Raw genomic sequence first — 24,300 nt, 5'->3', positions numbered from 1 at the left:
CATCCTTTTTCACATTTAAGTTGTCTCTTATTTTGGGTTTGGATACTCTATCCGTGAGTGAAAGATTCCATTTAACGTTTCACTAAATGTTTTTTTAATCACTTCTATTTCCTTTAATGTTATATCACATTCATTCAATTGACCATCCTTTAAACGATCTTGAACAATAGAATCAATCAAATTCTTAATCTGTTCTGGTGTTGGATGTGTCATCGATCTAACTGCTGCCTCCACACTATCAGCAATACTAATAATTGCCGCCTCTTTCGTTTGAGGTTTTGGACCAGGATAGCGATAGTCCATTTCATCAATATGATCATTTTCTTCTTTTGCCTTATAGTAAAAATATTTTAATAATGTAGTTCCATGATGTTGTTCTGCTATATCAACAATCTCCTTAGGTAATTTATGCTTTTTAAGCATTTGTGCACCATCTGTCGCATGTGCAATAATAATATCTTTACTCGTTTCGGGAGAAATATGATTATGTGGATTTTCTATATTCATTTGATTTTCAATGAAAAATTGTGGTCTTCTTGTTTTGCCAATATCATGATAATAGCATCCCACTCTGGCTAATAATCCATTTGCACCGATTGCCTCACATGCTGCTTCAGCTAAGTTTGCCACCATTACACTATGATGATAGGTACCTGGTGCTTCCGTTAAAATCTTTTTCAATAATGGATGATTTGGACTTGAAAGTTCGATTAATTTTAAAGTGGACAAAACACCAAAACCAGCCTCAAAAAATGGCAACAGACCAATCGTTAGTATAGCAGATAATAATCCAGAAACAAAAGCAAAGATCGTATAGTATAGATACTCCATTTTTGTAAATTGACCATTGCCTAAAAATAACAAAAAGAAAATGATAAGGATGTTTATAATCGAAATGAAAAATCCCGCCTGTAGAATATTCGATTTTCGATTACGATTTGTTAATAATAATATACCAGCTGTTCCGCTAAATAAAATATAAATCGCAATCTCAATATTTACCGATCCTGTTATTTCATCATGAAAAATAATACTACCACAAGCAGCAAGTATAATCGTAATGATAAAAGCAAAACGTTCGTTAAGCATCATACGAATTAACATCGGTGCCATTGCAGCAGGAAATAAATAACCAATTTTATCAAGTTCTAAATCCGCCATTAAACCTATAATTTTCATTAATAATAAACTGATAATAAAAATTAGACTTAGCAGAATTAAATAATTTTGTTTTTTTTCTTCGCTTACTCGAAAAGTAGAAAAATACAAATACAAAGAACCTATAATCAAAAATACGAATATCCCCAAACCAATATATGGCTTAATGGTTGGATTACTTTTTAATAATCCAAGCAGTTCAAGCTGATGATAGCTTTCATGGTCTATAAGATGACCCTCTTGAACAATAACTTGACCTTGTAGTATTTTTATTGGTTCTACACTTTGCATTGCTTGTTTTTTTCGAATGTCTGTTTGTTCAGGATCATAAATTTCATTTGGGACAATTGCGTATTTACCCAATGCAATAGCAGCTGATTTTAGCTCTGTTGGAATGGACGAATCACGAATTAGATCTTCCATTCTGCCTTGATACTGCCTAACTTTATCTTCGCGAATCTTTTCTCCCATTAATTGTTCAACCTGGCTATTAAGTATATTTCTCGTCTGCTCCAATTCAAAAGGGGTTGCCTTGAGTAAGTCCATCAAGACAGCATCCGAAATAGACTTTGTTACATCCTCATTTACATCGGATGTAAGTTTTGATTTTAAGTCAACCAATCTTTCTTTGTCTGTTTTTTTATCCGTCTTTTCCATTTCTTTATCTTTTATATGAGCTGGGATTTCTTTATTGGCATCCGTTACGAAATCAAAGATCGAATTAATTAGAGAAACTCGATTTTGCTCCTTTTCTTTTTGAAAGGTATAAACCTTTTCTACTGCATCTGCTGCCTTTTGTTGTTCATCCTTCGTCTTTTCTTCATCAACGATTGTCTTAGGTGAACGTATGGTTTTATCTGCCACTGAAAATAACTCTATATCATATGTCTGAGGTTTTACATTATAAAAAAGAACGCCATATAACAATATAGCCAATATCAGAAAACAAATAAATGTAAACACTTTATAACTTAATAATGTGCGGACTTTGCTTATATAATCTTGAAGATTCATTTACTCCCCACCACCATTTTTTTGCTTTTCTCAGCTCTTCCCTAATTATGTAAAATAATATCAGTTTTTGTATTGAAATGCACCCATATTTATTATATTCATTCATTCCATCTAACTCACTAATTCGACAATAGCTGATATTATCCCTTTTAATCAAAGGCCATTTTTGTATAGTTTATTGTATTTGCCAAAATCCTACTACCAGCCGAGAAAAAAAGCCAATCCAAAGAAAAAACCCGACTAAAAAGTACGGGTTAAGAAGAGTGTATATTATATGCATCAATAATCCGTGCAACAAGAGGGTGACGCACGACATCACTTTGTTCCAAATATACAAAAGAAATTCCTGAAACATTTTCTAAGATTTTTTCAGCTGCCACTAGTCCAGATTGAATCCCTTTCGGTAAATCAATCTGTGTACGGTCTCCTGTAATTACCATTTTAGAGCTGAAGCCTAGGCGGGTTAAGAACATCTTCATTTGTGCTTGAGTGGTATTTTGAGCTTCATCCAAAATAACAAAGGCATCATCCAAAGTTCTTCCCCTCATATATGCTAGAGGTGCAATTTCTATGGTTTCTCTTTCAATCAGCCTTTGTGTATGTTCACTGCCTAATACATCATTTAATGCATCGTATAGCGGGCGTAAATATGGATCTACCTTTTCCTTTAGATCTCCAGGTAAAAAGCCTAAACTTTCTCCTGCCTCTACTGCGGGTCTTGTAAGAATAATTTTTCTCACCTGGCCACTCTTTAATGCTGCAACAGCCATTACAACCGCCAAATATGTTTTACCTGTCCCAGCTGGACCTATACCAAATACTAAATCATGCTTTTTAATATCATTGATATATTGCCTTTGACCGAGAGTTTTTACACGAATAATCTTGCCTTTCGCATTTTTAGTGATTTCTTCTTCATAAATATCTGTAAAATACTCTATCATTCCCTGTTTTTCCATTTGGATGGCATAAACAACATCCCGGCCACTAATATTAATCCCTTTCCTAATAACCTTTAATAGTTGAAATAGAACATGGTACACTTTTTCTACATTTGTTTCTTTTCCAGATACATCAATTGTTTCTCCTCGAGTAACAATTGATACTTCATATTCTGCTTCTAACATTTTTAAGTTTGAATCTGAGATTCCAAATAAGGCAATCGCTTCATTTGGATTTTCTAGTTGAAGTTTAGATGTTTTTAAATCTTCTGTCATTCTATGTCTCCTTGAATGATTGGTTTTTCTATTGCAATATTTTCGATAACTTGGAAATATATTGATAAATTAACTTTACCATTCTCGACCTTCTCATGCAAAACATATTCATCAACTACTTTAGCATCTGTAGGAATTTTTGACTTTAAGTCATGACGCGCCTTTTCCTTAGCAGCATCTATGGCTTGTTTTTCACTATATTTTCTTTTTACATTTTCTTTTTCTCTTACGGTTGTTTCTTCGTACTTTACTGGAAGAGACCACTTTATAAAATTTATTTTATGTGGTTCTTTTTCTGAATCGTATTCTTTATATTCAATTTTTCCAAATCCCCACAAAGGAACCTTTACCGATCCAAAATTTAAGCTATATTTTCGCTTTTCTTTACCTGTATAAACTTGGAAATCTGACTCAAGTGGCATCTCAACTGTTGACTTATACCATGTCTTACCATAGATTTTTCCAATTGCAGCAACTTGTTTCTCATTATGCTCATTGCCAATTGTACCCGAAACAAGTAACTGACCCTTTTTCACATATTGATTAATTTTAACCATTTGTTGACCATTTTCAACAAAAGTATCCACGATCACAGCTTTTTTAGTCGCTACAAGGTCTTGTGGGGACTTTTTCTCTGGTGGTTCAGGTATTGTCTTTTCTACTACCTGGAAATGAAAGGTTGTCCCGTTTAATTCGACACCAATCCAAGTTAATTCAGGAATGCGATCTTCTAGCTTTCTTTGAATCGTTTCTACATCATCTACAAAAAACTGTAGTTTCCCAATATGAATCCCTAATTTATCTAATTCCTTACGTATTTGATGTTCTAATTGCGGGCTAGCTCCCTTTATTTGTATTCCCCATATAATATTGGAGAGAATCGTAATAACGATAAAGAAAAGCAAAAACCCTGTAAAAAATCCTGAATTTTTCAATACTCTTTTCCATAAAAAAGGAGCACCTTGTCCATTTAAAAAGGAAATCTTACAGTCATATTTTCTGCTCTGATGCCTTAGTTTATGTAAATCCTGTAACCGCATAAAAAAAGTAATCGCAGTTGTACCTTGTCTTTTAACATTCCATATAGTTAAATGGGAACGGGTGAGCTGATTTATCAATCGCTCTACACCTTTCCCTTCTACCTTTACATGGATCTTACCACCAAAAAAAGTAATCCATTGGTTCTTCAAGAAAAGTCACTCCCTATTCATTTAAATAAATTACTTCATCGATTTTTCCTTCTAATAATATTTCTTCGGGTAATATCGTTCGAATAACGAAGGATTGACCTTTTACTAACAATTGTCCCTGCTTTAGAAGTAATCGAACCTCACGATCTGAAAAGGTTAATAATCCGCGGTGATTTTCTATATAAATATGGATTTGTCCGATCATCGTGATTCGGGGAAGATCCATCATGACATCCTGTGGAAGCTCCATTTTGCTTGTCATCCAATTACGAAGTTGTCTGCTCCATTTTTTTGCCATAAAAAAGAACCCCCTTTCATCTCATATTTATGAAGTAGGAAGGGGATTCAGCACACATTTTTAAAAAGAAAAAATCGTGTCTGGTGATCGACACGATTTCTCTATAATTTTTTATCTTCTATATGGTCTTTTTGATCTTGGTGGGCCTAAAACCTCTGATAAAATGATACCCTTTAATAGATCATTTTCATCAATTTCAAGCTGTTTAGGTTCACTTTCTTTATTGACCTTCTGAGGGAGCATTTCTTTTTCAAATGATTCCTTCAAATCCACTTCTGGAGTAGGCTCAAATGCTTCTTTAATTTCCCTATATTTAGCTTGAATTTTATCAGGTGGTGATGTAGTTTCGGTAATAGTTTTCGCAAGGGGCCGATTACTCCTCGGTGTAGAGACCGGTTTTGGAGCGTCTTGTTTATCCTGTTTCCCCTCATTCGATTTTTTATTAAGAAAAAGACTAATTAATCCTACAATTACCGCTATGATTAATGATTCCAAAGGAATTCCTCCCTACCTTTGGTTAAATACGTTATTCTGGCTTTTGTTGATCCTTCTTATCTGATGTCATTTTTCCAATGGATCCTCGCATATCTGTATCTGATTCAATATTTTTAAAGTTTAAATAGTCCATAACTCCAATATTTCCAGAACGTAATGCTTCAGCCATTGCTAATGGGACGTCTGCTTCTGCTTCAACAACTTTTGCTCTCATTTCTTGAACTCTTGCCTTCATTTCTTGTTCGGAAGCAACAGCCATTGCACGGCGTTCCTCTGCCTTTGCTTGGGCAATTTTCTTATCAGCTTCGGCTTGTTCAGTTTGAAGATGCGCACCGATATTCTTACCGATATCCACATCAGCGATATCTATGGAGAGAATTTCAAAAGCAGTTCCTGCATCCAATCCTTTTTTCAATACTGTTTGAGAGATTAAATCAGGATTCTCTAATACCTTTTTATGATTGTCTGAAGAACCGATTGTACTTACAATCCCTTCACCAACACGCGCAACAACTGTATCTTCACCAGCTCCACCGACAAGGCGTTCAATATTCGCTCGTACGGTAATTCTTGCTTTCGCTTTTACTTCAATACCATCCATTGCAACACCAGCAATAAATGGGGTTTCAATGACCTTTGGATTTACACTCATTTGAACGGCTTCTAATACATTACGACCAGCTAAATCAATTGCAGCACATCGTTCAAATGTAAGGGTAATATTCGCTCGATGAGCAGCAATTAAAGCATTTACTACACGATCAACATTTCCTCCAGCCAAATAATGGCTCTCTAATTGATTAATTCCTACATCAATCCCTGCTTTACGTGCTTTTATCAAAGGATTGATGACACGACTTGGTATGACACGTCGTAACCTCATACCAATTAAGGTGAAAATTCCAATTTTAACGCCTGCTGCTAAAGCTGATATCCATAGCATAACTGGAACAAAAGTTAATAGTATGGCAAGAACAATAATACCAGCTGCAATTGCTAATAATATAAGTATTGTACTTGGATCTAAACCCATTAAATTTATCCTCCTTCAAAAATTTCGATTATTTATCTAGTCTAACGACAATTCGAGAGCCCTCTACTTTGATTACTTTAACGCTCTGACCATTATCGATATACCCGCCTTCACTCACTACATCTATTCTTTCATCATCTATCGTTATCGTTCCCGCAGGACGAAGTGGGGTAATGGTTAGACCTGTACGACCAATTAGCTCCACACGATTTTCATTTGATACATATCCTTTTTCAGTACTCGTTGAATCAGATAAGACGATCTTTTTAAATATTTTCATCCGTTTACCCAACACCTTTACCATTATAATCATGCCAATAATAGCTACTAATACAGCAATTATTATTGATATTCCCATGTAAAAGATGTTTCCCCCTGCTATGAGTAAACTTCCTATAATGGCTGCAGCTCCTAGGATTCCCGCAATCGCTCCAGGTAAAAAGAATTCTGCGATAATCAGTACGATACCTATAATAAACAATATAAGAGATTCATAGCCTGCCAAACCTGCAACTAAATGTCCATAGAAAAATAATAATAATGCTGTTAATCCCATTGTACCAGGTATACCAAAGCCTGGGGAATATAATTCTACTACTAAACCAAGACTTGCAATGGATAGTAGAATAGGAACAACGATAGGATTAGTTAAAAACCTAGCGATTTTTTCAGCAAAGCTTAGATCAACATGCTCGATTAAAGCATTGTCATACCCAATATGCTTTAATAACTCCGATAAATTTTTGAATGTACCTTCTGAATAACCCACTTCAACAGCTTGTTCAGAAGTTAATGTCAGCAATTTCCCTTTTCCAGCATCTAGCTTTGGAAGATCAATATCCTTATCAGCCATGGCTTCTGCATAGATTGGATCCCGCCCATGCTGTTTAGCTGCCGCATTCATTGCAGCTTTCCAGGCACTTTCCGCTTTTTCTCCTGCTGTGTTCCCTTGTTGATTAATCACTGCTGCAGCTCCCATTGTGGCATCCGGTACCATATAAATTTCATCTGCAAACAAAGAAATATAGGCACCCGCAGATAGTGCTTTATTATTAACAAAAGCAATTTTCTTTATATCAGTACTATTTAAAAGTTTACCTATATCACTTGCTGCATTTACAGCACCGCCTGGAGTATTAATATCAAACACGATTAAATCAGCATAATTATCCTCAGCTGTATCAATGGCTCTTTTCAAAAAAGCTTGTAATCCCTTTTCAATCTCTTCTTCAATAGGAATGACTACAACAGTTTTTTTACTTTGACTTTCTGCACTTGCTGAAAAAAATAAACTTCCTGCAATTATTAATAGAGATCCTAATATAAAGAGAGCTTTTTTCAAATTATCCCCCCTTTCTACTCCTCTTCAGTTTTTCCTTATTTATTTTTACGTTTTTGTAACATAAAAGTTTCATTTATAATGAAATAATTTAAAGAATTATTTCAAGAAAAAAGCCAGGAAGTTAAAAAACTTCCTGGCTTTTTTGTTAAGCTAATTGCTGCTTTACGATATTATTTACAGTTGAACCATCAGCCTTACCTTTAACTTTCGGCATAATGGCACTCATCACTTTTCCCATATCAGCTTTCGATGTAGCACCAACTTCTTTTATTGTTTCGAGAACAATCGTTGTCAGTTCATCTTCTGAAAGCTGTTCAGGTAAATATATATCCACATAAGTTAGTTCTGTTTGAATTTTTTCAACGAGATCTTCACGACCTGCATTTCGAAATTCCTGGAGGGAGTCTTTGCGTTGCTTCACTTCGCGAGAAAGGATTGTCAGTTCATCCTCTTCTGACAGATCTTTACCAAGCTTAATCGCTTCATTTTGCAATGATGCTTTAAGCATGCGGATAACAGAGAGTTTTTCTTTTTCTTTGTTTTTCATCGCTTGTTTCATATCTTCATTTAAACGCTCGAGAAGACCCATTATTCCACCCTCTCTTAGAACTTACGCTTTCTAGCAGCTTCAGACTTTTTCTTACGTTTTACGCTTGGTTTTTCATAAAATTCGCGCTTTCTATATTCTTGTAAAGTTCCTGTTTTAGAAACTGTACGTTTGAAGCGGCGAAGAGCATCTTCAAGCGATTCGTTTTTACGAACAACTGTTTTTGACATCTCTCTTTCCCTCCCTCCGAACACACACTACGGCTTCATGCAACACATAAAAAAACCATGTACCATGACATTATAATATATCCTTTTTACGAGGTCAATAAACTTTCATAGGGTTGTTTAAAATGTCCTATAAAAAATTGTGTAAAATTAACTATTTCTCTACTGTAAACACAATAAATTTTACTATTTTTTAAAAGCGGCATTTTCATTGTTATTATACCATATGATTACTAATGAGGTGGGAGGACATGCTTTATTTAGGTTTATTTATTGGTTTAGTGGGAAGTTTCTTATTAGGCATGACATGGCTTCGTATTGGCTTATTTAATCTTTCAGGGAAAGCAATGGAGGTATGGCTAAAAAAAATAACAAGTACTCCTATTAAAGGAATGGTCGTAGGAATAATCATGACGGCAATATTACAAAGTAGTTCTGCAGTTATGGTCATTACGGTAGGTTTAGTTGCGGCGAAAATTCTAAGCTTTCCACAGACTATAGGAATTATCTTAGGAACAAATATCGGCACAACCTTTACTTTAGAATTCCTTTCGTATGATTTATCACAGTTAATTATTCCTTTTTTAATCATTGGTTTGTTTTTTTTATTTTTTAATCGACCAAAAATAAAGAGCCTAGGTTTTATTTTTACGGGTTTTGCAATAATTATCTCCGCAATGAGAGGGTTTGAATGGCTAGCTGGCCCCTTAACAAAACTCGACTTTATTCAGCATCTTTTAATATTAATAAATGGTCATATGATTTATGGATTTTTATTTTCGATTCTTTTAACGGCATGTATTCAATCAAGTACAGTTATGACTGGAATCGCTATGAGTTTTCTAAGCGCAGGGATATTCCCCCTCGAAACTGGGATAATCATCATGCTTGGTGCAAATATTGGTACATGCATAACTGGGTTATTAGCAAGTATCGGTGCTGGAGAGGAAGCAAGATTAACGGCATACACCCATATATGGCTTAATCTAGTTGGCGCTATATTGTTTATTCCGTTTATTCAGTATTTAGGTGATATTTCAAGACACTTAACCTCTAATATTGAAACCCAATTAGCACATGCAAGTGTTATATTTAATGTCATTTGCTCATTAATTGTTCTTCCGTTTGCCACAAAATTCGGTAAATTCATTATCCGAATACACGGTAAAGGTAAGATTAAACCCATTTAATAAAGAAGACAAGATAGAATCCCCCATTCTGTTCTTTTAAATGAGTTGCTTAATAGAGAGTTTAATTGACTTCAATAGTCTAAATATGGACCTATTACCACTAATGGAGAGAAACTTTTTATTCATTCTTACACTAAGGCTGTTTTCGTATAGTTAGTTATTCTTGTAAAAGCCCAACTGCCGGCTTTTACACCCAATAAAGTTTTTCAGTGGTTCTTATGGAGATTGCAGCTCTTTTCTCAGTAAAATGAAAAGTGCAGTGATCCTCAGCTATATTTAAAGTTATAACTTTACATGAATAGCAACAATATTTGGGAAAAGAGTTTACACTAAAACCCAGAGAGTACCATTCTCTGGGCTTTTTACTTTTTTTCTATCACTTAATAATCACTATCACTGGTTAATCCTTGGACAATTTTTACACCTGAGCTAGCACCAATACGTGTTGCACCTGCTTCAATCATCTGCTGTGCATCTTCAGGACTTCTTACACCTCCAGATGCTTTGACACCTATATTCGGTCCAACTGTTTTGCGCATTAATGCGATATCTTCAACTGTTGCTCCACCTGTAGAAAATCCTGTAGAAGTCTTCACATAATCAGTTCCTGCTTTTACAGCGAGTTCACATGCACGAATTTTTTCTTCGTCAGTAAGAAGGCAAGTTTCAATAATTACCTTTGTTATTGCTTTACCTTTTGCAGCATTTGTAACCGCTAATATATCCTGTTCAACTAGTTCAAGATCTCCACTTTTAAGGGCGCCAATATTTATAACCATATCGACTTCCTCCGCTCCGTTTTCAATGGCATTTTTTGTTTCAAATGCCTTTGTTTCAGGAGTCGTAGCCCCTAATGGAAATCCAATAACAGTACATACCTTTACATCTGAACCTTGTAAAAGATCTGCTGCATATTTAACCCATGTTGGATTAACACATACGGATGCAAATGAATATTCTCTTGCCTCCTCACACAAACTTTGAATTTGTGACTTTGTTGCTTCAGGCTTTAGCAATGTATGGTCAATCATTTTTGCAATGTTATTCGTCATAATTCTAACTCTCCTTTATGTAATTTATGTTGTACGTACCTCTATTACTATATCATTGATAACCTATCATTTCGAGTAGATTTAGTATCCCCAAAACAAAAAAAATTAGAAGTAAATCCAAAGTCAATGTCATGAAAACCTTGACTTTTAATTCAACTTCTAATTTTTTCTAAAACCAATTATATTGCTTGCTGTTGATTGACCTCATCAATTTCATCCATCACACGGACAAATTGTCCTTCATTATAAGGATAGCCAGATTTAGTAATTTTAACTTTCACAATTTGACCAACCATATCTTCTGTTGCAGGGAAAACGACTTTTAGATAATTATCTGTATATCCCTCATAAAGACCACTAGCTGGATCATCTTTGAATTTTTCTTCCGGAATGACTTCCAATACTTCATTCTCAAAATTAGAGGCATATTCCTTCGCTAATTGATCTGACAACGAAATTAGGCGATGAACACGTTCATTTTTAATCTCTTCATCAATTTGATCCTCCATGCGAGCAGCAGGAGTACCTGTACGCTTCGAATATGGGAAGACATGAAGTTCAGCAAATTTATGTTTTTTAATAAAATTGTAGGTTTCCATAAATTCTTCTTCTGTTTCCCCAGGAAACCCAACGATAACATCGGATGTTATTGCAAGTCCAGGCAAAGCCTTTTTCAATTTCAACAGTCTTTCTTCATATTCTGCCATCGTATATTTCCGTCTCATTCTTTTTAGGACTGTATCAGATCCTGATTGAAGAGGTATATGCATATGTCGAACAATTAATTTCGATTTATCGATTACCTCAATGACCTCATCCGTTAATTGACTAGCTTCTATAGATGATATGCGGATTCGTTTTAATCCTTTTACTTGTTTCTCCATATCGCTAAGTAGCATAGCTAAATTATAATCCTTAAAATCCTGTCCATATCCACCTGTATGAATTCCCGTTAAGACAATTTCTTTATAACCAGCGTCTACAAGTTGCTGTGCTTGATGAATGACTTCTTTTGGATCACGGGATCTCATAAGACCACGTGCCCATGGAATAATACAAAATGTACAGAAGTTATTACAGCCTTCTTGAATTTTTAATGATGCACGTGTTCGATCAGTAAAGGCTGGAACATCCAATTCTTCATAAACACGATTTTTCATAATGTTTCCGACACCATTAATTGGTTTTCTTTCTTGTTTGAATTGCTCAATATAGTCGAGCATTTTTGTCCGATCTTGTGTACCTACAACAATATCAACACCAGGTATAGCCATAATTTCTGCAGGGGAAGTCTGTGCATAACAACCAGTAACACAAATGACTGCATCTGGATTTTTTCTTACTGCACGACGAATCACTTGACGACTTTTTTTATCTCCTGTATTTGTTACAGTACATGTGTTGATGACATATACATCTGCCATTGATTCGAAATCTACCCGATCATAGCCTTGAGCTTTAAATAATTGCCAAATTGCCTCTGTTTCATAATGATTTACTTTACATCCTAATGTATGAAATGCCACTTGTGACATTGCAATCACCTCATTAATTCTAATTGGTAAGAAATTGCGGATAATGCATATAAAGGAGCTGTTTCAGTTCGTAATATTCTTGGACCTAATCCACAAATACAAAATCCCGATTCTTCCATTTGTTTCACTTCATCATTCGTTAGACCACCTTCAGGTCCAAATACGATGAGTACTGTCTCGCCAGCATTAAACTCATTTAATTGTTTTACAAAATTAGAGGTTTCCCCCAATTTTGCACTCTCTTCAAATGCAACTAATTTATGATCGAATGGTTGGCTGTATTCAAGTAGTTTTTTAAACGATAGCGGAGCAGTAACTTTAGGTATATATTGTCGATGGGCTTGTTCCGCTGCCTCTAATGCAATTCTTTGCCATCGTTCAAGCTTTTTCTTTTCCTTTTTAGGCTCCCATTTAACAATGGAGCGATCCGCTATAAAAGGGACAAATTGAAAAGCTCCGAGCTCTGTTCCTTTTTGAATAATTAATTCTAATTTATCCCCTTTAGGCAGTCCGCTCGCAATTGTTACTTTTACAGGCATTTCCTTATTTTCATCTTCCCATTTTACTACATTTGCGATAATTTCCTCATTGGTAATATCAACTATTTTAGCAACCCCTGATTTACCTTCTGAAAAAACAATAAAAAATTCATCATTCACTTTCATTCTCATAACATGTGAAATATGGTGATAAGCATCACCTTCCAAGTGAAATTGATTTTCTCCATCATAGTTCTTGTCGATGAAATAACGTTGCATCTCCTTGATCACCCACGTTTTGCAATAAAAGCAACCCAGTCTTCCATTATAATCGTTTCTTCAATGGTAAAGCCTGAAGCTATCATCGCATCCTTTACTTGATCTTTTTTCTGCTGAATGATGCCTGAAGCAATAAAATATCCGCCCATTTTAACTGCTTTTGCCACGTCATCTGTAAAACTCATAATCACTTCAGCTAGTATATTTGAAACAACAACATCCACTTGTCCATCCATTCCCTGAAGGAGGTCATTTTTGGAAACAGTAACCACTGACTGTACTTTATTTAGCTTTACGTTTAACCTAGCTGATTGTACTGCCACTTCATCTAAATCAAGTGCCGTTACTTTTCCTGCTCCCAGCATAGCAGCAGCAATACTTAAAACACCTGAACCTGTGCCAACATCAATGACAGAATCAGCCTGTTTCACTGTTCTTTCTAATGCTTGAATGCACATAACTGTTGTAGGGTGTGTCCCCGTTCCAAAGGCCATTCCAGGATCTAATTCAATAATGAGCTCATCACTTGATACTGGTTCGTATTCCTCCCAAGTAGGAACAATCGTAAACTTTTCAGATATTTTCACTGGATTATAATATTTTTTCCAAGCAGTTGCCCATTCTTCTTCATTGACTTCACTAATAGAAACATCATTATGACCGATATCAATATTTAGTTCAGTCAAGTTGTTTATCGATTGCTTAATTTCTTCAATCGTTTCACCTAAAAAGCTATTCACTGCTATATACGCTTTGATAATTACGCCTTCTTCAGGATAATCATCTGGGTTGAGTTGGTAGATTTCACCAAACTGATCTTCCCTCTCTTTAATAAGATCAAATGGGTCTTCGATTACTACCCCACTAGCACCTGCCTCATGTAAAATATTTGAGATCGGTTCAATTGCTTCATTTGTCGTATGGATCATAATTTCAGACCATTTCACTTCTACCAACTCCATCTTTTATTTATTGCATTCGAAAATAATTAATCACTCGAGGAATTATTCCCCTTTAAATGCTCTTTTCATTTTGTCAAAAAACGATTCATTATGTTCATCTGGAATAGTACCACTAATTTCTGAAAACTCACGTAATAATTGCTTTTGTTTTTCTGTTAACTTCGTCGGTGTAACGACCTTAACATGAATGTGCTGATCTCCAACACCATAACCTCTAACATTTGGAACACCTTTTCCACGGAGGCGGAATTTCGTACCTGTTTGTGTACCAGAAGGGACCTTTAACTTAACTTTTCCGTGTAGCGTTGGAACTTCAATCTCATCCCCCAACGCAGCCTGAGAGAAAGTAAGAGGAACCTCGCAATATATATCGTCACCATCACGTTCAAAGAATTCATGTTCTTTCACATGGAAAACGACATAAAGATCTCCAGCAGGACCACCGTTTATACCAGGTTCACCTTGACCTGAAACTCTTAATTGTTGACCATCATCAACTCCTGCAGGAATCTTTACATTGATTTTTCGACGTTTCTTTACTTTTCCTGTACCACCACATGTCTTACATTTATCTTTAATCATCTTACCTGTACCATTACAATAGTTACATACTCGACGATTTACAATTTTGCCAAATGGTGTATTTTGTTCTGTATTTAATTGGCCTGATCCATGACAGTGAGAACAAGTTTCTGGTTTCGTACCAGGCTTTGCTCCAGTACCATGACATGTATCACAGTTCTCTTCACGAGGTATTTCAATAACCGTTTCTTTCCCAAATACCGCTTCTTCAAATTCCAAGCTCATTGTGTATTGAAGGTCTGCACCTTGTCTTGGTGCATTTGGATCACGACGTCTTGAAGATCCACCACCAAAGAAGGTACTAAATATATCCTCAAAGCCTCCAAACCCACCAAAGTCACCATTACCAAATCCACCAAATCCTTGGTTTGGATCAGTATGTCCAAATCGATCATATTGGTCACGTTTTTGGTCATCTGACAAAACTTCATAGGCTTCTTTTACTTCTTTAAATTTTTCGTCCGCTCCAGCTTCTTTATTAATATCTGGATGATATTTTTTAGATAATTTTCGATAAGCCTTTTTTATCTCTTCTTTTGAGGCATTTTTTTCTAATCCTAATACTTCGTAATAATCCCTTTTACTCATTCAAACACACTCCCGAATCCTTTCGCATAAAGGTTATTTTAACATTGACGTTGGGAACAATCAATAAAAAGAACAGTAAATATCAGATAACCCCAAAGTCTTATGGAGCTTTTTTACTTCGATTCACTAAACATAAGAGCTCTAGTTTAAAACAAAAAGCCAAAGCCAAGAATGACCTGACTTTGACTTTTTGAACATGTATATGTGGAGACTATTTTTTATTTATCATCTTTTACTTCTTCAAATTCTGCGTCGACCACATCATCGTTATTATTTCCTTCTTGGCCTCCAGCAGCATTTTGCTGTGCTTGTGCTTGTTTTGCTGCTTCTTCATACAATTTCATTGATAGATTTTGTACAATTTCTTGGAGCGCATCTTTCTTTTCACGGATTTCAGTTAAGTCATTTTTCTCAATAGCCGCTTTTAATGCATCTTTTGCTTCCTCAGCCTTTTTCACTTCTGCTTCTTCTACTTTACCTTCAAGATCTTTTAACGTTTTTTCAGTTGTAAATACAAGCTGATCTGCTTCATTACGTAATTCTACTTCTTCTTTACGTTGTTTATCTGCTTCAGCATTTTCCTCAGCTTCTTTTACCATACGATCGATTTCTTCATCTGATAATCCTGAAGATGATTTAATCGTAATATTTTGTTGTTTACCAGTACCTAAATCCTTAGCACTTACATTAACGATACCATTTTTATCAATGTCAAATGTTACCTCGATTTGTGGAATTCCACGTGGTGCTGGCGGAATATCAGATAATTGGAAACGGCCTAATGTTTTATTATCTGCAGCCATTGGACGTTCACCTTGAAGAACATGGATATCTACGGCAGTTTGATTATCTGCAGCTGTTGAGAACACTTGTGATTTAGATGTTGGGATTGTCGTATTACGATCAATTAGTTTCGTAAACACAGCTCCCATTGTTTCAATCCCTAATGAAAGTGGTGTTACGTCTAGTAGTACAACATCTTTAACATCCCCAGTAAGAACTCCACCTTGGATAGCAGCCCCCATTGCAACAACTTCATCAGGATTTACTCCTTTATGTGGATCCTTACCAGTTTCTTTACGAATAGCTTCTTGTACAGCTGGAATACGTGTAGAGCCACCAACTAGGATAACTTTATCAATTTCACTTGGTGATAATCCTGCATCCTGCATAGCACGTCTTGTAGGACCCATTGTTCTTTCAACAAGGTCTGCAGAAATTTCATCAAATTTAGCACGAGTTAGGTTCACTTCTAAGTGTAAAGGTCCTGCTTCACCAGCTGTAATAAATGGTAATGAAATTTGTGTAGAAGTTACACCAGATAAGTCTTTCTTCGCTTTTTCTGCTGCATCTTTTAAACGTTGCATAGCCATTTTATCTTTAGAAAGATCAATACCATTTTCTTTTTTAAATTCAGCAACTAAATAATCCATAATTACTTGGTCGAAATCGTCTCCACCAAGCTTATTGTCACCTGCAGTTGCACGAACTTCGAATACTCCGTCTCCTAGCTCAAGAATAGATACATCAAATGTTCCACCGCCTAAGTCATAAACGAGAATGGTTTGATCTTGATCCATTTTATCTAAACCATACGCAAGTGCTGCAGCAGTTGGCTCGTTAATAATACGTTCAACTTCTAATCCAGCAATTTTCCCTGCATCTTTAGTTGCTTGACGTTCAGCATCATTAAAATAAGCTGGAACAGTAATAACTGCTTTATCAACAGTCTCTCCTAGATATTCTTCTGCATATGATTTTAAATATTGAAGGATCATTGCTGAAACTTCCTGAGGAGTATACTCTTTATCTTCAATAACCTCTTTATGGTTTGTTCCCATATGACGCTTAACAGAAATAATGGTATTAGGGTTAGTGATTGCTTGACGCTTAGCCACTTCCCCTACTTGACGCTCACCATTTTTAAATGACACTACAGATGGAGTAGTACGATTTCCTTCTGGATTTGGAATGACCTTTGGTTCTCCACCTTCAAGAACAGCGACACATGAGTTGGTTGTTCCTAAGTCAATACCGATAATTTTGCTCATGTTAATTTACCTCCTACTATCATATGTAAAAAAATTTATTGGTTTACCTTTACCATAGAAGGACGAATAACTCGATCCTTCAATATATAACCTTTTTGAAATTCTTCGATGACAATGTTAGAATCGAAGTTTTCATCTTCACCTTGCATAATAGCTTGATGAAAATTAGGGTCAAACTCTTTACCTACAGCCTCTATTACCTCAACACCTTCTTGTTTCAAGGCATCAATAATATTTCGATATACCATTTCTACACCTTGCATCAACTGTTTTGCTTGTTCATCCTCAGGTGTTATTTGCATAGCTCTTTCGAAATTATCAATGGCCGGTAATAAATTTGTAACTAAGCTTTGAGCCTTATATTTTTCATTCGCCTCACGGTCGATTTGAACTCTTCTACGGAAGTTATCAAAGTCAGCACGTAAACGCAGATAACGGTTTTCAGATTCATCAAGTTTTTTCTGAAGTTCCTCTATTGCATCATTAGCATCGGATTCTTCTTTTTCTTTTGTTTCAATTTGTTCAGAAGAATTCACTTCAGTCTCTTCTTCAAAAATTGTTTCAACCGTTTCCTCAGTCATTTCTTGATTTTTCTCTTCTGCCATTGTTTTCACCTCCCTTAAAGAAAAATGATAGGCGCCCTGGTTAACCTATACCTAGGCGCATATTTGTAAAGATGGTTATATTCACAAAAAAAGACTAGAAACCAGCGCGTATGACTAATTTCCAGTTGTTATGTCATTTGCAATTGTTCACCTAGATTTAGCTGTGAAACAAATTTGTTAATGCTTTTGACATATCCGTACTCAAAAAATCTAATAAACTAATGACCCTGGAATATTCCATTCTTGTAGGTCCGAGTATCGCTATAGTTCCAACTGGATCATTTCCTATCGAATAGGTTGCTGTAATTAAACTACAGTTTTCCATTTCCGACCGCTCATTTTCTTTTCCAATCTTCACATGTATCCCATGTGGTATTTGCTTAACAATTTCATAAAAACCATTTTCTCTTTCAATCATGTCCATTAAAGAATGGATTTTTTGTATATCTTGAAATTCTGGCTGATTAAATATATTCGCCTTTCCACCAAAGAAAAGTTTCTCCTGTTCCTTCACACTAATTGTGTCTGACAATGCATTAAGGATAGAATCATAATTTTGAATATGTCGCTTAAGTAGTTCAGCTACCTCTTTATATATCTTACTTTTTAATTCAGAGATTGGAACATCGGTTAATTTCTCATTTAAAATATTAACCATCTTTTCTAAATCCATAAGATTAAAGCCTGAAGGTATTGTGAACATTCGGTTTTCGACATGGCCAGTATCAGTTATCATGATTGCAATGGCCGTTTCATTGTTCAAAGGAACAATTTGCAGTTTTTTCAGCTTTGTTATTTTAACCTTAGGTCCTAATAAAATAGCTGTATAATTGGTTAACTCTGAAAGAATTTTTGCCGACTTTTGCACAAGTTTTTCGAGCTCATAAATTCTTTCTGCAAAAATAGAATGAATACGCGATATTTCCCCAGCATCTAGCTTTTGTGGAGCTATAATATGGTCAACATAATATCTGTATCCTTTTTCTGAAGGTATTCTTCCAGAAGATGTGTGGGTTTTTTCTAAATAGCCCATTTCTTCTAAATCTGCCATTTCATTACGAATAGTAGCAGAGCTAAAGGAAATTTCATTTTTTTTAGAAAGTGTTCTTGAGCCGACAGGTTGTGCAGATCGAATAAAGTCATCAGTAATTACTCGTAATATAAGAAGCTGACGATCTGTTAACAACTTTCATCACCTCTGTTAGCACTCATACAATCCGAGTGCTAATTCTAATAATAAATTATCAAAACTATACCTCTATGTCAATATTTTTACCCCTTTACCTTCCTTCTATTTTAACCCTTTTAATATTTATTTATAGACCTAAAAATGCCTGGAAAACCTCATTCCCTAAAAATCTTCCTTCTCTAGTCAGTTGAACCGATCCTTCACTTATTTGTAATAGTTGTTTATGAGTCATTTGTTCAATTGGCTCTTTAAAGACGTCGAGCATATTCACTTTAAATTTTTGGTTAAATTGCTCTATATTAACCCCATCGTTTTTTCTTAACCCTAAAAACATCTGCTCTTCCATCATTTCATTTTTCGTTAAAACGTTCGACTCTAAAATTGGCAAATGCCCTGCTTGAAGCTTTTCGATATATTTTTTTATTGGACCTATGTTTGATTGTCGTACACCATTAACATAGCCATGGGCTCCTGCGCCAAACCCAAAATATTCTTCGTTATTCCAATACACTAGATTATGCTTACTTTCATAATTTTCTTTTGAGAAGTTACTAATTTCATATTGGTGATACCCGTGCTTTTCCATTGAATCAATTAATACACTATACATATTAGCCTCCAACTCTACAGATGGAAGATGAAGTTTCCCCTTTTGCATTAAATTATAAAAAACCGTTTTAGGTTCTACAATTAACGAGTAACTAGAATAATGTGGTAAATTTAGATTCAATGCTTTACTTAAAGTATCGATAAAATCTTTTTCAGTTTGCTGAGGTAAGCTATAAATTAAGTCAATGCTTATATTTTCAAAACCTGCTTGGTGCGATCTCTCGATTGTCGTGTAGACATCTTTTTCTGTATGTGCTCTACCAATTTTTTTTAGTAATTCATCATTAAAAGATTGAACACCGAAACTAAGGCGATTGACATCATAATCCTTCAAAATATTTAACTTTTCCCTTGAAAGATCACCTGGGTTGGCTTCAAAAGTAAATTCTCCCTCGCTGTTGTATGGTAGTATATTTCGAATTCCTTTACATAGTTTGTCAAGCTGACTTTCGTTTAAAACCGTTGGAGTTCCACCTCCAACAAAGATAGTTTCTAATTGTTCTGTTGCATTTCTTGATATTGTTAATTCCATTTCATGTAATAACTGATCTATATACTCATCTACTGGCTGTCCTTTTAAGAAAACCTTATTAAAATCACAATAGTAGCAAATATGCTCACAAAATGGGATATGAATATAAGCTGACTTCACCAATTTTAAAATCATCTCCAATTTAAATGTTTCCTATAAATAATAAATTCAGTCTCTTCCAGTCATACAAAAAGAGGGAGTGATCGCATGATAAACATCAAGCTTACTCCCTTTTTCTCATTATTTTGTACTTGTATCATCCATTTTCAGAACCGCCATAAACGCCTCTTGAGGAACCTCAACTGATCCTACTTGCTTCATCCGTTTTTTACCTTCTTTTTGTTTTTCAAGTAGTTTTCGCTTCCGAGAAATGTCTCCTCCATAGCATTTTGCTAAGACATTTTTCCTCATCGCTTTAATGGTTGATCGTGCAACAATTTTTTGTCCGATAGCTGCTTGAACAGGAACCTCAAATTGCTGACGTGGAATAATTTCCTTTAATTTCTCTACAATGATCTTTCCACGCTCGTAAGCAAAATCACGATGCACAATAAAGCTTAGTGCATCTACTTTTTCAGAATTTAAAAGAATATCCATCTTGACTAATTTCGACGGCTTATAGCCAATTAACTCGTAATCAAAAGAAGCATACCCCTTCGTACTTGATTTCAATTGATCAAAGAAGTCATAAACAATTTCAGAAAGAGGTATTTCATATATTACATTGACCCTAATATCATCCAAATATTTCATATCAATAAATGTTCCACGTTTTGCTTGAGATAACTCCATAACAGCCCCAACATATTCATTTGGAACCATGATGGAAGCTCGTACATATGGCTCTTCAACCTTATCAATTTTTTGTGGATCTGGCATATTCGACGGATTGTCCACATTTACTTCTGTACCATCAGTTAATAACACATTGTATATTACACTCGGTGCGGTAGTAATTAAGTCAATTTTAAATTCCCGCTCAATCCGCTCTTGAATAATTTCCATATGCAAGAGTCCCAAAAAACCACATCGGAAACCAAAACCAAGCGCTTGTGATGTTTCTGGTTCAAACTGGAGGGAGGAGTCATTTAATTCAAGTTTTTCGAGTGCTTCACGAAGATCATTGAATTTTGCTGAATCAATAGGGTATAATCCGCAATATACCATAGGATTTAACTTCCTATATCCTGGTAACGCCTCATTAGCTGGATTGATAGCACTTGTAATCGTATCCCCTACTCGCGTATCTCCTACATTCTTAATCGAAGCGGTTAAAAATCCTACATCACCTACTGTTAGTTCATCACATGCAACTGGCTTAGGCGCATATACCCCTATTTCAGTAACTTCAAACTCCTTACCAGTTGCCATCATTTTAATTTTGTCGCCAACTTTTACCGTTCCTTCTACAACACGAATATATGCGACTACTCCCCGATATGCATCATATAAAGAATCAAATATTAATGCTTTTAATGGTGCTGCAGGATCACCTGTTGGGGCAGGTACCTTTTCAACAATTTGTTCTAAGATTTCTTCGATACCTATACCCGCTTTTGCAGAAGCTAGAACAGCTTCAGATGCATCTAATCCAATCACATCTTCAACTTCCTGTCGTACACGTTCTGGATCTGCTGCTGGTAAGTCAATTTTGTTTATTACTGGCAAAATTTCCAAATCATTATCCAAAGCAAGATAAACATTGGCAAGGGTTTGTGCTTCAATCCCTTGGGCAGCATCAACAACAAGAATGGCACCTTCACAAGCTGCTAAACTCCTTGAGACTTCATAGGTAAAATCGACATGTCCTGGAGTATCAATCAAGTGAAGAATATAATCATTTCCATCCTTCGCTTTATATTTTAATTGCACAGCATTTAATTTTATGGTAATTCCTCGTTCACGTTCCAAATCCATTGAATCGAGTAATTGTGCTTTCATTTCTCTTGAAGTAAGAGCATTTGTTTTTTCTAAAATTCGATCTGCTAAAGTTGATTTCCCATGATCAATATGGGCAATAATAGAAAAGTTGCGAATCCTTTCCTGTCTTTTCAGTCTATCTTCATTATTCATTTTTTTCACTCCTGTTAAACGCCACATGTAAACTATTTTTGATTATATCAGCAGGATTTGCAAGATTCAATTGAAATTAAACTAGATGAAAGAATTTAAATAAAAATAAGCGCAAAGTTTCTCGATCATTTATGTACTAAAGAGTAAGTTTTGAAGGGCGAATTTCACCTCCGCTATCGAAGACACACATGTCGAAGGATGAGGCGGTGGAGCTAGTTAATGCAGGACAAAATGAATATTGAAAACTGTATTATTAAAAGAGGCTGTCTGAATAGTGGTATCTGAATCATATCAGAACCTTTTCAGACAACCTCATCTTTATCAGTCTTTTCAAAAATTTTCTTACTTTTAAGGTTATTGATAAACTAGCAATCAACCCTTGATTTCATGGGACTTTATTGAATGTAAATGTTGGAAGTTGTGCTTTCATAAAAAACAACCAAGTATACGAAATTAGCATTTTTATAAGATAGAAGAGAAAAAATTGATTATTTTCTCTGTAATACTAGATATCATATTAGCCATAGTCCTTCCCAGGGATGAGAAAAAATTAAACGCTTTGATTTCTTTCAACTTCTCCTTTTTAGCCTCTAAATCATGCGAGGTTACATTCTTTCCAAGTACCGATGCTTCAATCTCGCCATTCTCAACTTCTTTCACTGTGATCGGTGCTTTTAATCCTTCCTCTTGGTAACCTTTCATTTCCCTCATTCCTTCATTGGCTTTTTGCATTCCCATTAAGACACCAATGAATAATGCACTACAGATCAAAAGGCATTTCAGCATAAAACGCTTCATTTTTAAATCATCCCTTTATTAGCTAATATCAATACTTAGGTTATTGTTTACTAGGTGGATTGGATTGATTTCCATCTACCTGTTCAGCTTGCCAATAATATTCACTAAAAACATCTGCTAAAGCGGCAGTTGTTCGATACATTTCTTCAAATGTATTATCAACTCCACCTACTTCGATTAATATTGCATTTGATGAAAGATCTTGGTTGAACTTTCCATTTGTTAAAGAACCTTCCTTCTTTAAAACTCCTCTTGAAAGACCTTTATACTTTTCTTGTAATAATTTATCTAACTGCTTAGCTAGCTTTGCATTCTTTTCATAGTTCGGGTTATTTCCTCCAATAACAAATGCAATCTTGGCGTAGGATTGTCCATTAATCGTGATCGTGGTATCTTTTTTACGACGTGAATCTCGATGAATATCGATTAAATAGTTCAGGTCCCGATTTTTGTTCATTGCAGTTTGAATCACTTCACGAGATTCCTGATAAGATTGGGGGTATTTCCAACCCTTTTGAATTAATAGAGTTTGTACATCGGTTTTGTCCACAATAGTCCCTATGCCTCGGTCTTCTAATTGCTCTTTTAGCTTCATACCTACATTCGTAACGTTAATCTTTGAATGTTGAGCTGCGTTTGGATCTGTTATACCATCTAAATATGGAAGAAATGATTCTCGTGTATGTGTAAAATAGATATAAACAGTCTTTTTTTCTAGATCGGAAGATGCTGGATTGTGTTTTGTATCATTCTCTTTCTTCTGCTGAGATTCATTTGGTACTTCCTTTAAATTAGGATCTTCCTTTGCATGAAAGATCTTATCAGAAGGAACAGACTCTATCGGTAAATTCGTAAAATCTGTCCCTTCTCCAGCAACAAGAATTTCACTATCAAAAAAAGCAAAACCTGGTAGTTCACGTCCGATAAAACTTCTCGGATCTTTAAAGCTAATATTTGTTGCCATATTTATGATCGTGTTTCCCAAGCTTGGAAACTCTTCTGTATCTTGCATTCCTGCTTTAATCATCTGTGTATCTGTTGCCAGAAAATGAAAAAGTACTTTACTCGATAAATGCTTCGTTGCTTGATGAATTAAATTTGAATTTACCCGATATCCTGGTTTTAAAGCTGTAAGTAATCCTGAAATAGAGAACATTAAAACTAATGCTAGAAAAAAGATAACTCCCGCCTTAATTACACTAGAAATGTTCAACGTAACGATATAGCTACGATTTTTATATGATTTCATCGTTCC

Annotated in this window: 22 protein-coding genes; 1 reads left to right on the top strand and 21 read right to left on the bottom strand. The window is 35.2% G+C overall.

All coding sequences use genetic code 11. From position 1 onward, the window contains the following. Positions 1-27: 27 nt before the first annotated feature. From I5818_RS09260 to rpsU, 9 genes are all read right to left on the bottom strand, one after another. On the bottom strand, positions 28-2,172 hold the full coding sequence (locus I5818_RS09260; protein WP_071976199.1) for an HD family phosphohydrolase: 2,145 nt from the start codon (positions 2,170-2,172) through the stop codon (positions 28-30). A gap of 254 nt (positions 2,173-2,426) precedes the next feature. Beyond that, positions 2,427-3,389, bottom strand: a complete 963-nt coding sequence (locus I5818_RS09255; protein ID WP_078109895.1) for a PhoH family protein — start codon at positions 3,387-3,389, stop codon at positions 2,427-2,429. Continuing rightward, positions 3,386-4,579: a sporulation protein YqfD gene (gene yqfD, locus I5818_RS09250; RefSeq protein WP_071976201.1), complete on the bottom strand. Its 1,194-nt coding sequence runs from the start codon at positions 4,577-4,579 to the stop codon at positions 3,386-3,388. The genes I5818_RS09255 and yqfD overlap by 4 nt, the downstream gene beginning before the upstream one ends. A 13-nt stretch (positions 4,580-4,592) precedes the next feature. Beyond that, positions 4,593-4,877 carry a sporulation protein YqfC gene (yqfC, locus tag I5818_RS09245; protein WP_058002139.1) on the bottom strand — a complete coding sequence of 95 codons (285 nt, stop codon included), beginning with the start codon at positions 4,875-4,877 and terminating at the stop codon, positions 4,593-4,595. Positions 4,878-4,988: 111 nt separating this feature from the next. Then, positions 4,989-5,372: a hypothetical protein gene (locus I5818_RS09240; protein WP_071976202.1), complete on the bottom strand. Its 384-nt coding sequence runs from the start codon at positions 5,370-5,372 to the stop codon at positions 4,989-4,991. Positions 5,373-5,403: 31 nt separating this feature from the next. Then, the gene (gene floA / locus I5818_RS09235; protein ID WP_058002137.1) at positions 5,404-6,405 is read right to left on the bottom strand and encodes a flotillin-like protein FloA; all 1,002 of its coding nucleotides are present in this window, start codon (positions 6,403-6,405) and stop codon (positions 5,404-5,406) included. Positions 6,406-6,433: 28 nt separating this feature from the next. Then, a complete protein-coding gene (locus tag I5818_RS09230; protein ID WP_071976203.1) occupies positions 6,434-7,747 on the bottom strand; it encodes an NfeD family protein in 1,314 nt (437 codons plus the stop codon). A 145-nt stretch (positions 7,748-7,892) separates the two neighbouring features. Beyond that, a complete protein-coding gene (locus tag I5818_RS09225) occupies positions 7,893-8,336 on the bottom strand; it encodes a GatB/YqeY domain-containing protein (protein WP_058002135.1) in 444 nt (147 codons plus the stop codon). A gap of 14 nt (positions 8,337-8,350) precedes the next feature. Further along, entirely contained in the window at positions 8,351-8,524 is a 174-nt protein-coding gene (rpsU, locus tag I5818_RS09220) for a 30S ribosomal protein S21 (RefSeq protein ID WP_039238310.1), read from the bottom strand. 248 nt (positions 8,525-8,772) lie between these two features. On the opposite strand from rpsU, the gene I5818_RS09215 reads away from it, so the two are divergent. After that, entirely contained in the window at positions 8,773-9,711 is a 939-nt protein-coding gene (locus I5818_RS09215) for a Na/Pi symporter (protein ID WP_071976204.1), read from the top strand. 380 nt (positions 9,712-10,091) lie between these two features. Here the strand turns inward: I5818_RS09215 and deoC are convergent, their stop codons facing one another. The 12 genes from deoC to spoIIP all read right to left on the bottom strand — a co-directional run bounded on the left by deoC (position 10,092) and on the right by spoIIP (position 24,294). Beyond that, complete coding sequence (deoC, locus tag I5818_RS09210; protein ID WP_071976205.1) at positions 10,092-10,763, bottom strand: deoxyribose-phosphate aldolase; 672 nt, start codon at positions 10,761-10,763, stop codon at positions 10,092-10,094. Positions 10,764-10,942: 179 nt separating this feature from the next. Then, on the bottom strand, positions 10,943-12,298 hold the full coding sequence (gene mtaB, locus I5818_RS09205; protein ID WP_071976206.1) for a tRNA (N(6)-L-threonylcarbamoyladenosine(37)-C(2))-methylthiotransferase MtaB: 1,356 nt from the start codon (positions 12,296-12,298) through the stop codon (positions 10,943-10,945). Positions 12,299-12,303: 5 nt separating this feature from the next. After that, positions 12,304-13,056 carry a 16S rRNA (uracil(1498)-N(3))-methyltransferase gene (locus I5818_RS09200; protein WP_078109896.1) on the bottom strand — a complete coding sequence of 251 codons (753 nt, stop codon included), beginning with the start codon at positions 13,054-13,056 and terminating at the stop codon, positions 12,304-12,306. Between the two features lie 8 nt (positions 13,057-13,064). Continuing rightward, positions 13,065-14,003: a 50S ribosomal protein L11 methyltransferase gene (prmA, locus tag I5818_RS09195; RefSeq protein ID WP_071976208.1), complete on the bottom strand. Its 939-nt coding sequence runs from the start codon at positions 14,001-14,003 to the stop codon at positions 13,065-13,067. Positions 14,004-14,060: 57 nt separating this feature from the next. Continuing rightward, positions 14,061-15,188 (bottom strand): molecular chaperone DnaJ, encoded by a 1,128-nt coding sequence (gene dnaJ, locus I5818_RS09190; protein ID WP_071976209.1) that lies wholly within the window; start codon positions 15,186-15,188, stop codon positions 14,061-14,063. A gap of 218 nt (positions 15,189-15,406) precedes the next feature. Then, positions 15,407-17,239 (bottom strand): molecular chaperone DnaK, encoded by a 1,833-nt coding sequence (dnaK, locus tag I5818_RS09185; protein ID WP_078109897.1) that lies wholly within the window; start codon positions 17,237-17,239, stop codon positions 15,407-15,409. A gap of 35 nt (positions 17,240-17,274) precedes the next feature. Next, a complete protein-coding gene (gene grpE / locus I5818_RS09180; RefSeq protein ID WP_058002127.1) occupies positions 17,275-17,844 on the bottom strand; it encodes a nucleotide exchange factor GrpE in 570 nt (189 codons plus the stop codon). A gap of 157 nt (positions 17,845-18,001) precedes the next feature. Then, complete coding sequence (hrcA, locus tag I5818_RS09175; RefSeq protein WP_071976210.1) at positions 18,002-19,030, bottom strand: heat-inducible transcriptional repressor HrcA; 1,029 nt, start codon at positions 19,028-19,030, stop codon at positions 18,002-18,004. Between the two features lie 130 nt (positions 19,031-19,160). After that, the gene (gene hemW, locus I5818_RS09170; RefSeq protein ID WP_078109911.1) at positions 19,161-20,309 is read right to left on the bottom strand and encodes a radical SAM family heme chaperone HemW; all 1,149 of its coding nucleotides are present in this window, start codon (positions 20,307-20,309) and stop codon (positions 19,161-19,163) included. 105 nt (positions 20,310-20,414) lie between these two features. Further along, positions 20,415-22,247, bottom strand: coding sequence for a translation elongation factor 4 (gene lepA / locus I5818_RS09165; RefSeq protein ID WP_058002125.1), 1,833 nt, complete (start codon positions 22,245-22,247; stop codon positions 20,415-20,417). A 462-nt stretch (positions 22,248-22,709) separates the two neighbouring features. Next, complete coding sequence (locus I5818_RS09160; RefSeq protein ID WP_071976211.1) at positions 22,710-23,045, bottom strand: YqxA family protein; 336 nt, start codon at positions 23,043-23,045, stop codon at positions 22,710-22,712. A 40-nt stretch (positions 23,046-23,085) separates the two neighbouring features. Beyond that, positions 23,086-24,294, bottom strand: a complete 1,209-nt coding sequence (gene spoIIP / locus I5818_RS09155; RefSeq protein WP_078109898.1) for a stage II sporulation protein P — start codon at positions 24,292-24,294, stop codon at positions 23,086-23,088. Positions 24,295-24,300: the final 6 nt, after the last annotated feature.

Origin of the sequence: Heyndrickxia oleronia (genome assembly GCF_017809215.1) — a bacterium.
GTDB lineage: Bacteria > Bacillota > Bacilli > Bacillales > Bacillaceae_C > Heyndrickxia > Heyndrickxia oleronia.
Note: the sequence above shows the minus strand (reverse complement) of the source record. Positions and strands in the feature narration are given on the sequence as shown.

Coding starts and splice junctions, on each gene's coding strand:
- I5818_RS09260 (WP_071976199.1), bottom strand. CDS start 2,172: ATGAATCTTCAAGATTATATAAGCAAAGTCCGCACATTATTAAGTTAT.
- I5818_RS09215 (WP_071976204.1), top strand. CDS start 8,773: ATGCTTTATTTAGGTTTATTTATTGGTTTAGTGGGAAGTTTCTTATTA.
- dnaJ (WP_071976209.1), bottom strand. CDS start 15,188: ATGAGTAAAAGGGATTATTACGAAGTATTAGGATTAGAAAAAAATGCC.
- I5818_RS09255 (WP_078109895.1), bottom strand. CDS start 3,389: ATGACAGAAGATTTAAAAACATCTAAACTTCAACTAGAAAATCCAAAT.
- floA (WP_058002137.1), bottom strand. CDS start 6,405: ATGGGTTTAGATCCAAGTACAATACTTATATTATTAGCAATTGCAGCT.
- I5818_RS09225 (WP_058002135.1), bottom strand. CDS start 8,336: ATGGGTCTTCTCGAGCGTTTAAATGAAGATATGAAACAAGCGATGAAA.
- rpsU (WP_039238310.1), bottom strand. CDS start 8,524: ATGTCAAAAACAGTTGTTCGTAAAAACGAATCGCTTGAAGATGCTCTT.
- lepA (WP_058002125.1), bottom strand. CDS start 22,247: ATGAATAATGAAGATAGACTGAAAAGACAGGAAAGGATTCGCAACTTT.
- grpE (WP_058002127.1), bottom strand. CDS start 17,844: ATGGCAGAAGAGAAAAATCAAGAAATGACTGAGGAAACGGTTGAAACA.
- spoIIP (WP_078109898.1), bottom strand. CDS start 24,294: ATGAAATCATATAAAAATCGTAGCTATATCGTTACGTTGAACATTTCT.
- I5818_RS09160 (WP_071976211.1), bottom strand. CDS start 23,045: ATGAAGCGTTTTATGCTGAAATGCCTTTTGATCTGTAGTGCATTATTC.
- deoC (WP_071976205.1), bottom strand. CDS start 10,763: ATGACGAATAACATTGCAAAAATGATTGACCATACATTGCTAAAGCCT.
- dnaK (WP_078109897.1), bottom strand. CDS start 17,239: ATGAGCAAAATTATCGGTATTGACTTAGGAACAACCAACTCATGTGTC.
- mtaB (WP_071976206.1), bottom strand. CDS start 12,298: ATGTCACAAGTGGCATTTCATACATTAGGATGTAAAGTAAATCATTAT.
- yqfC (WP_058002139.1), bottom strand. CDS start 4,877: ATGGCAAAAAAATGGAGCAGACAACTTCGTAATTGGATGACAAGCAAA.
- I5818_RS09200 (WP_078109896.1), bottom strand. CDS start 13,056: ATGCAACGTTATTTCATCGACAAGAACTATGATGGAGAAAATCAATTT.
- hemW (WP_078109911.1), bottom strand. CDS start 20,309: ATGATTTTAAAATTGGTGAAGTCAGCTTATATTCATATCCCATTTTGT.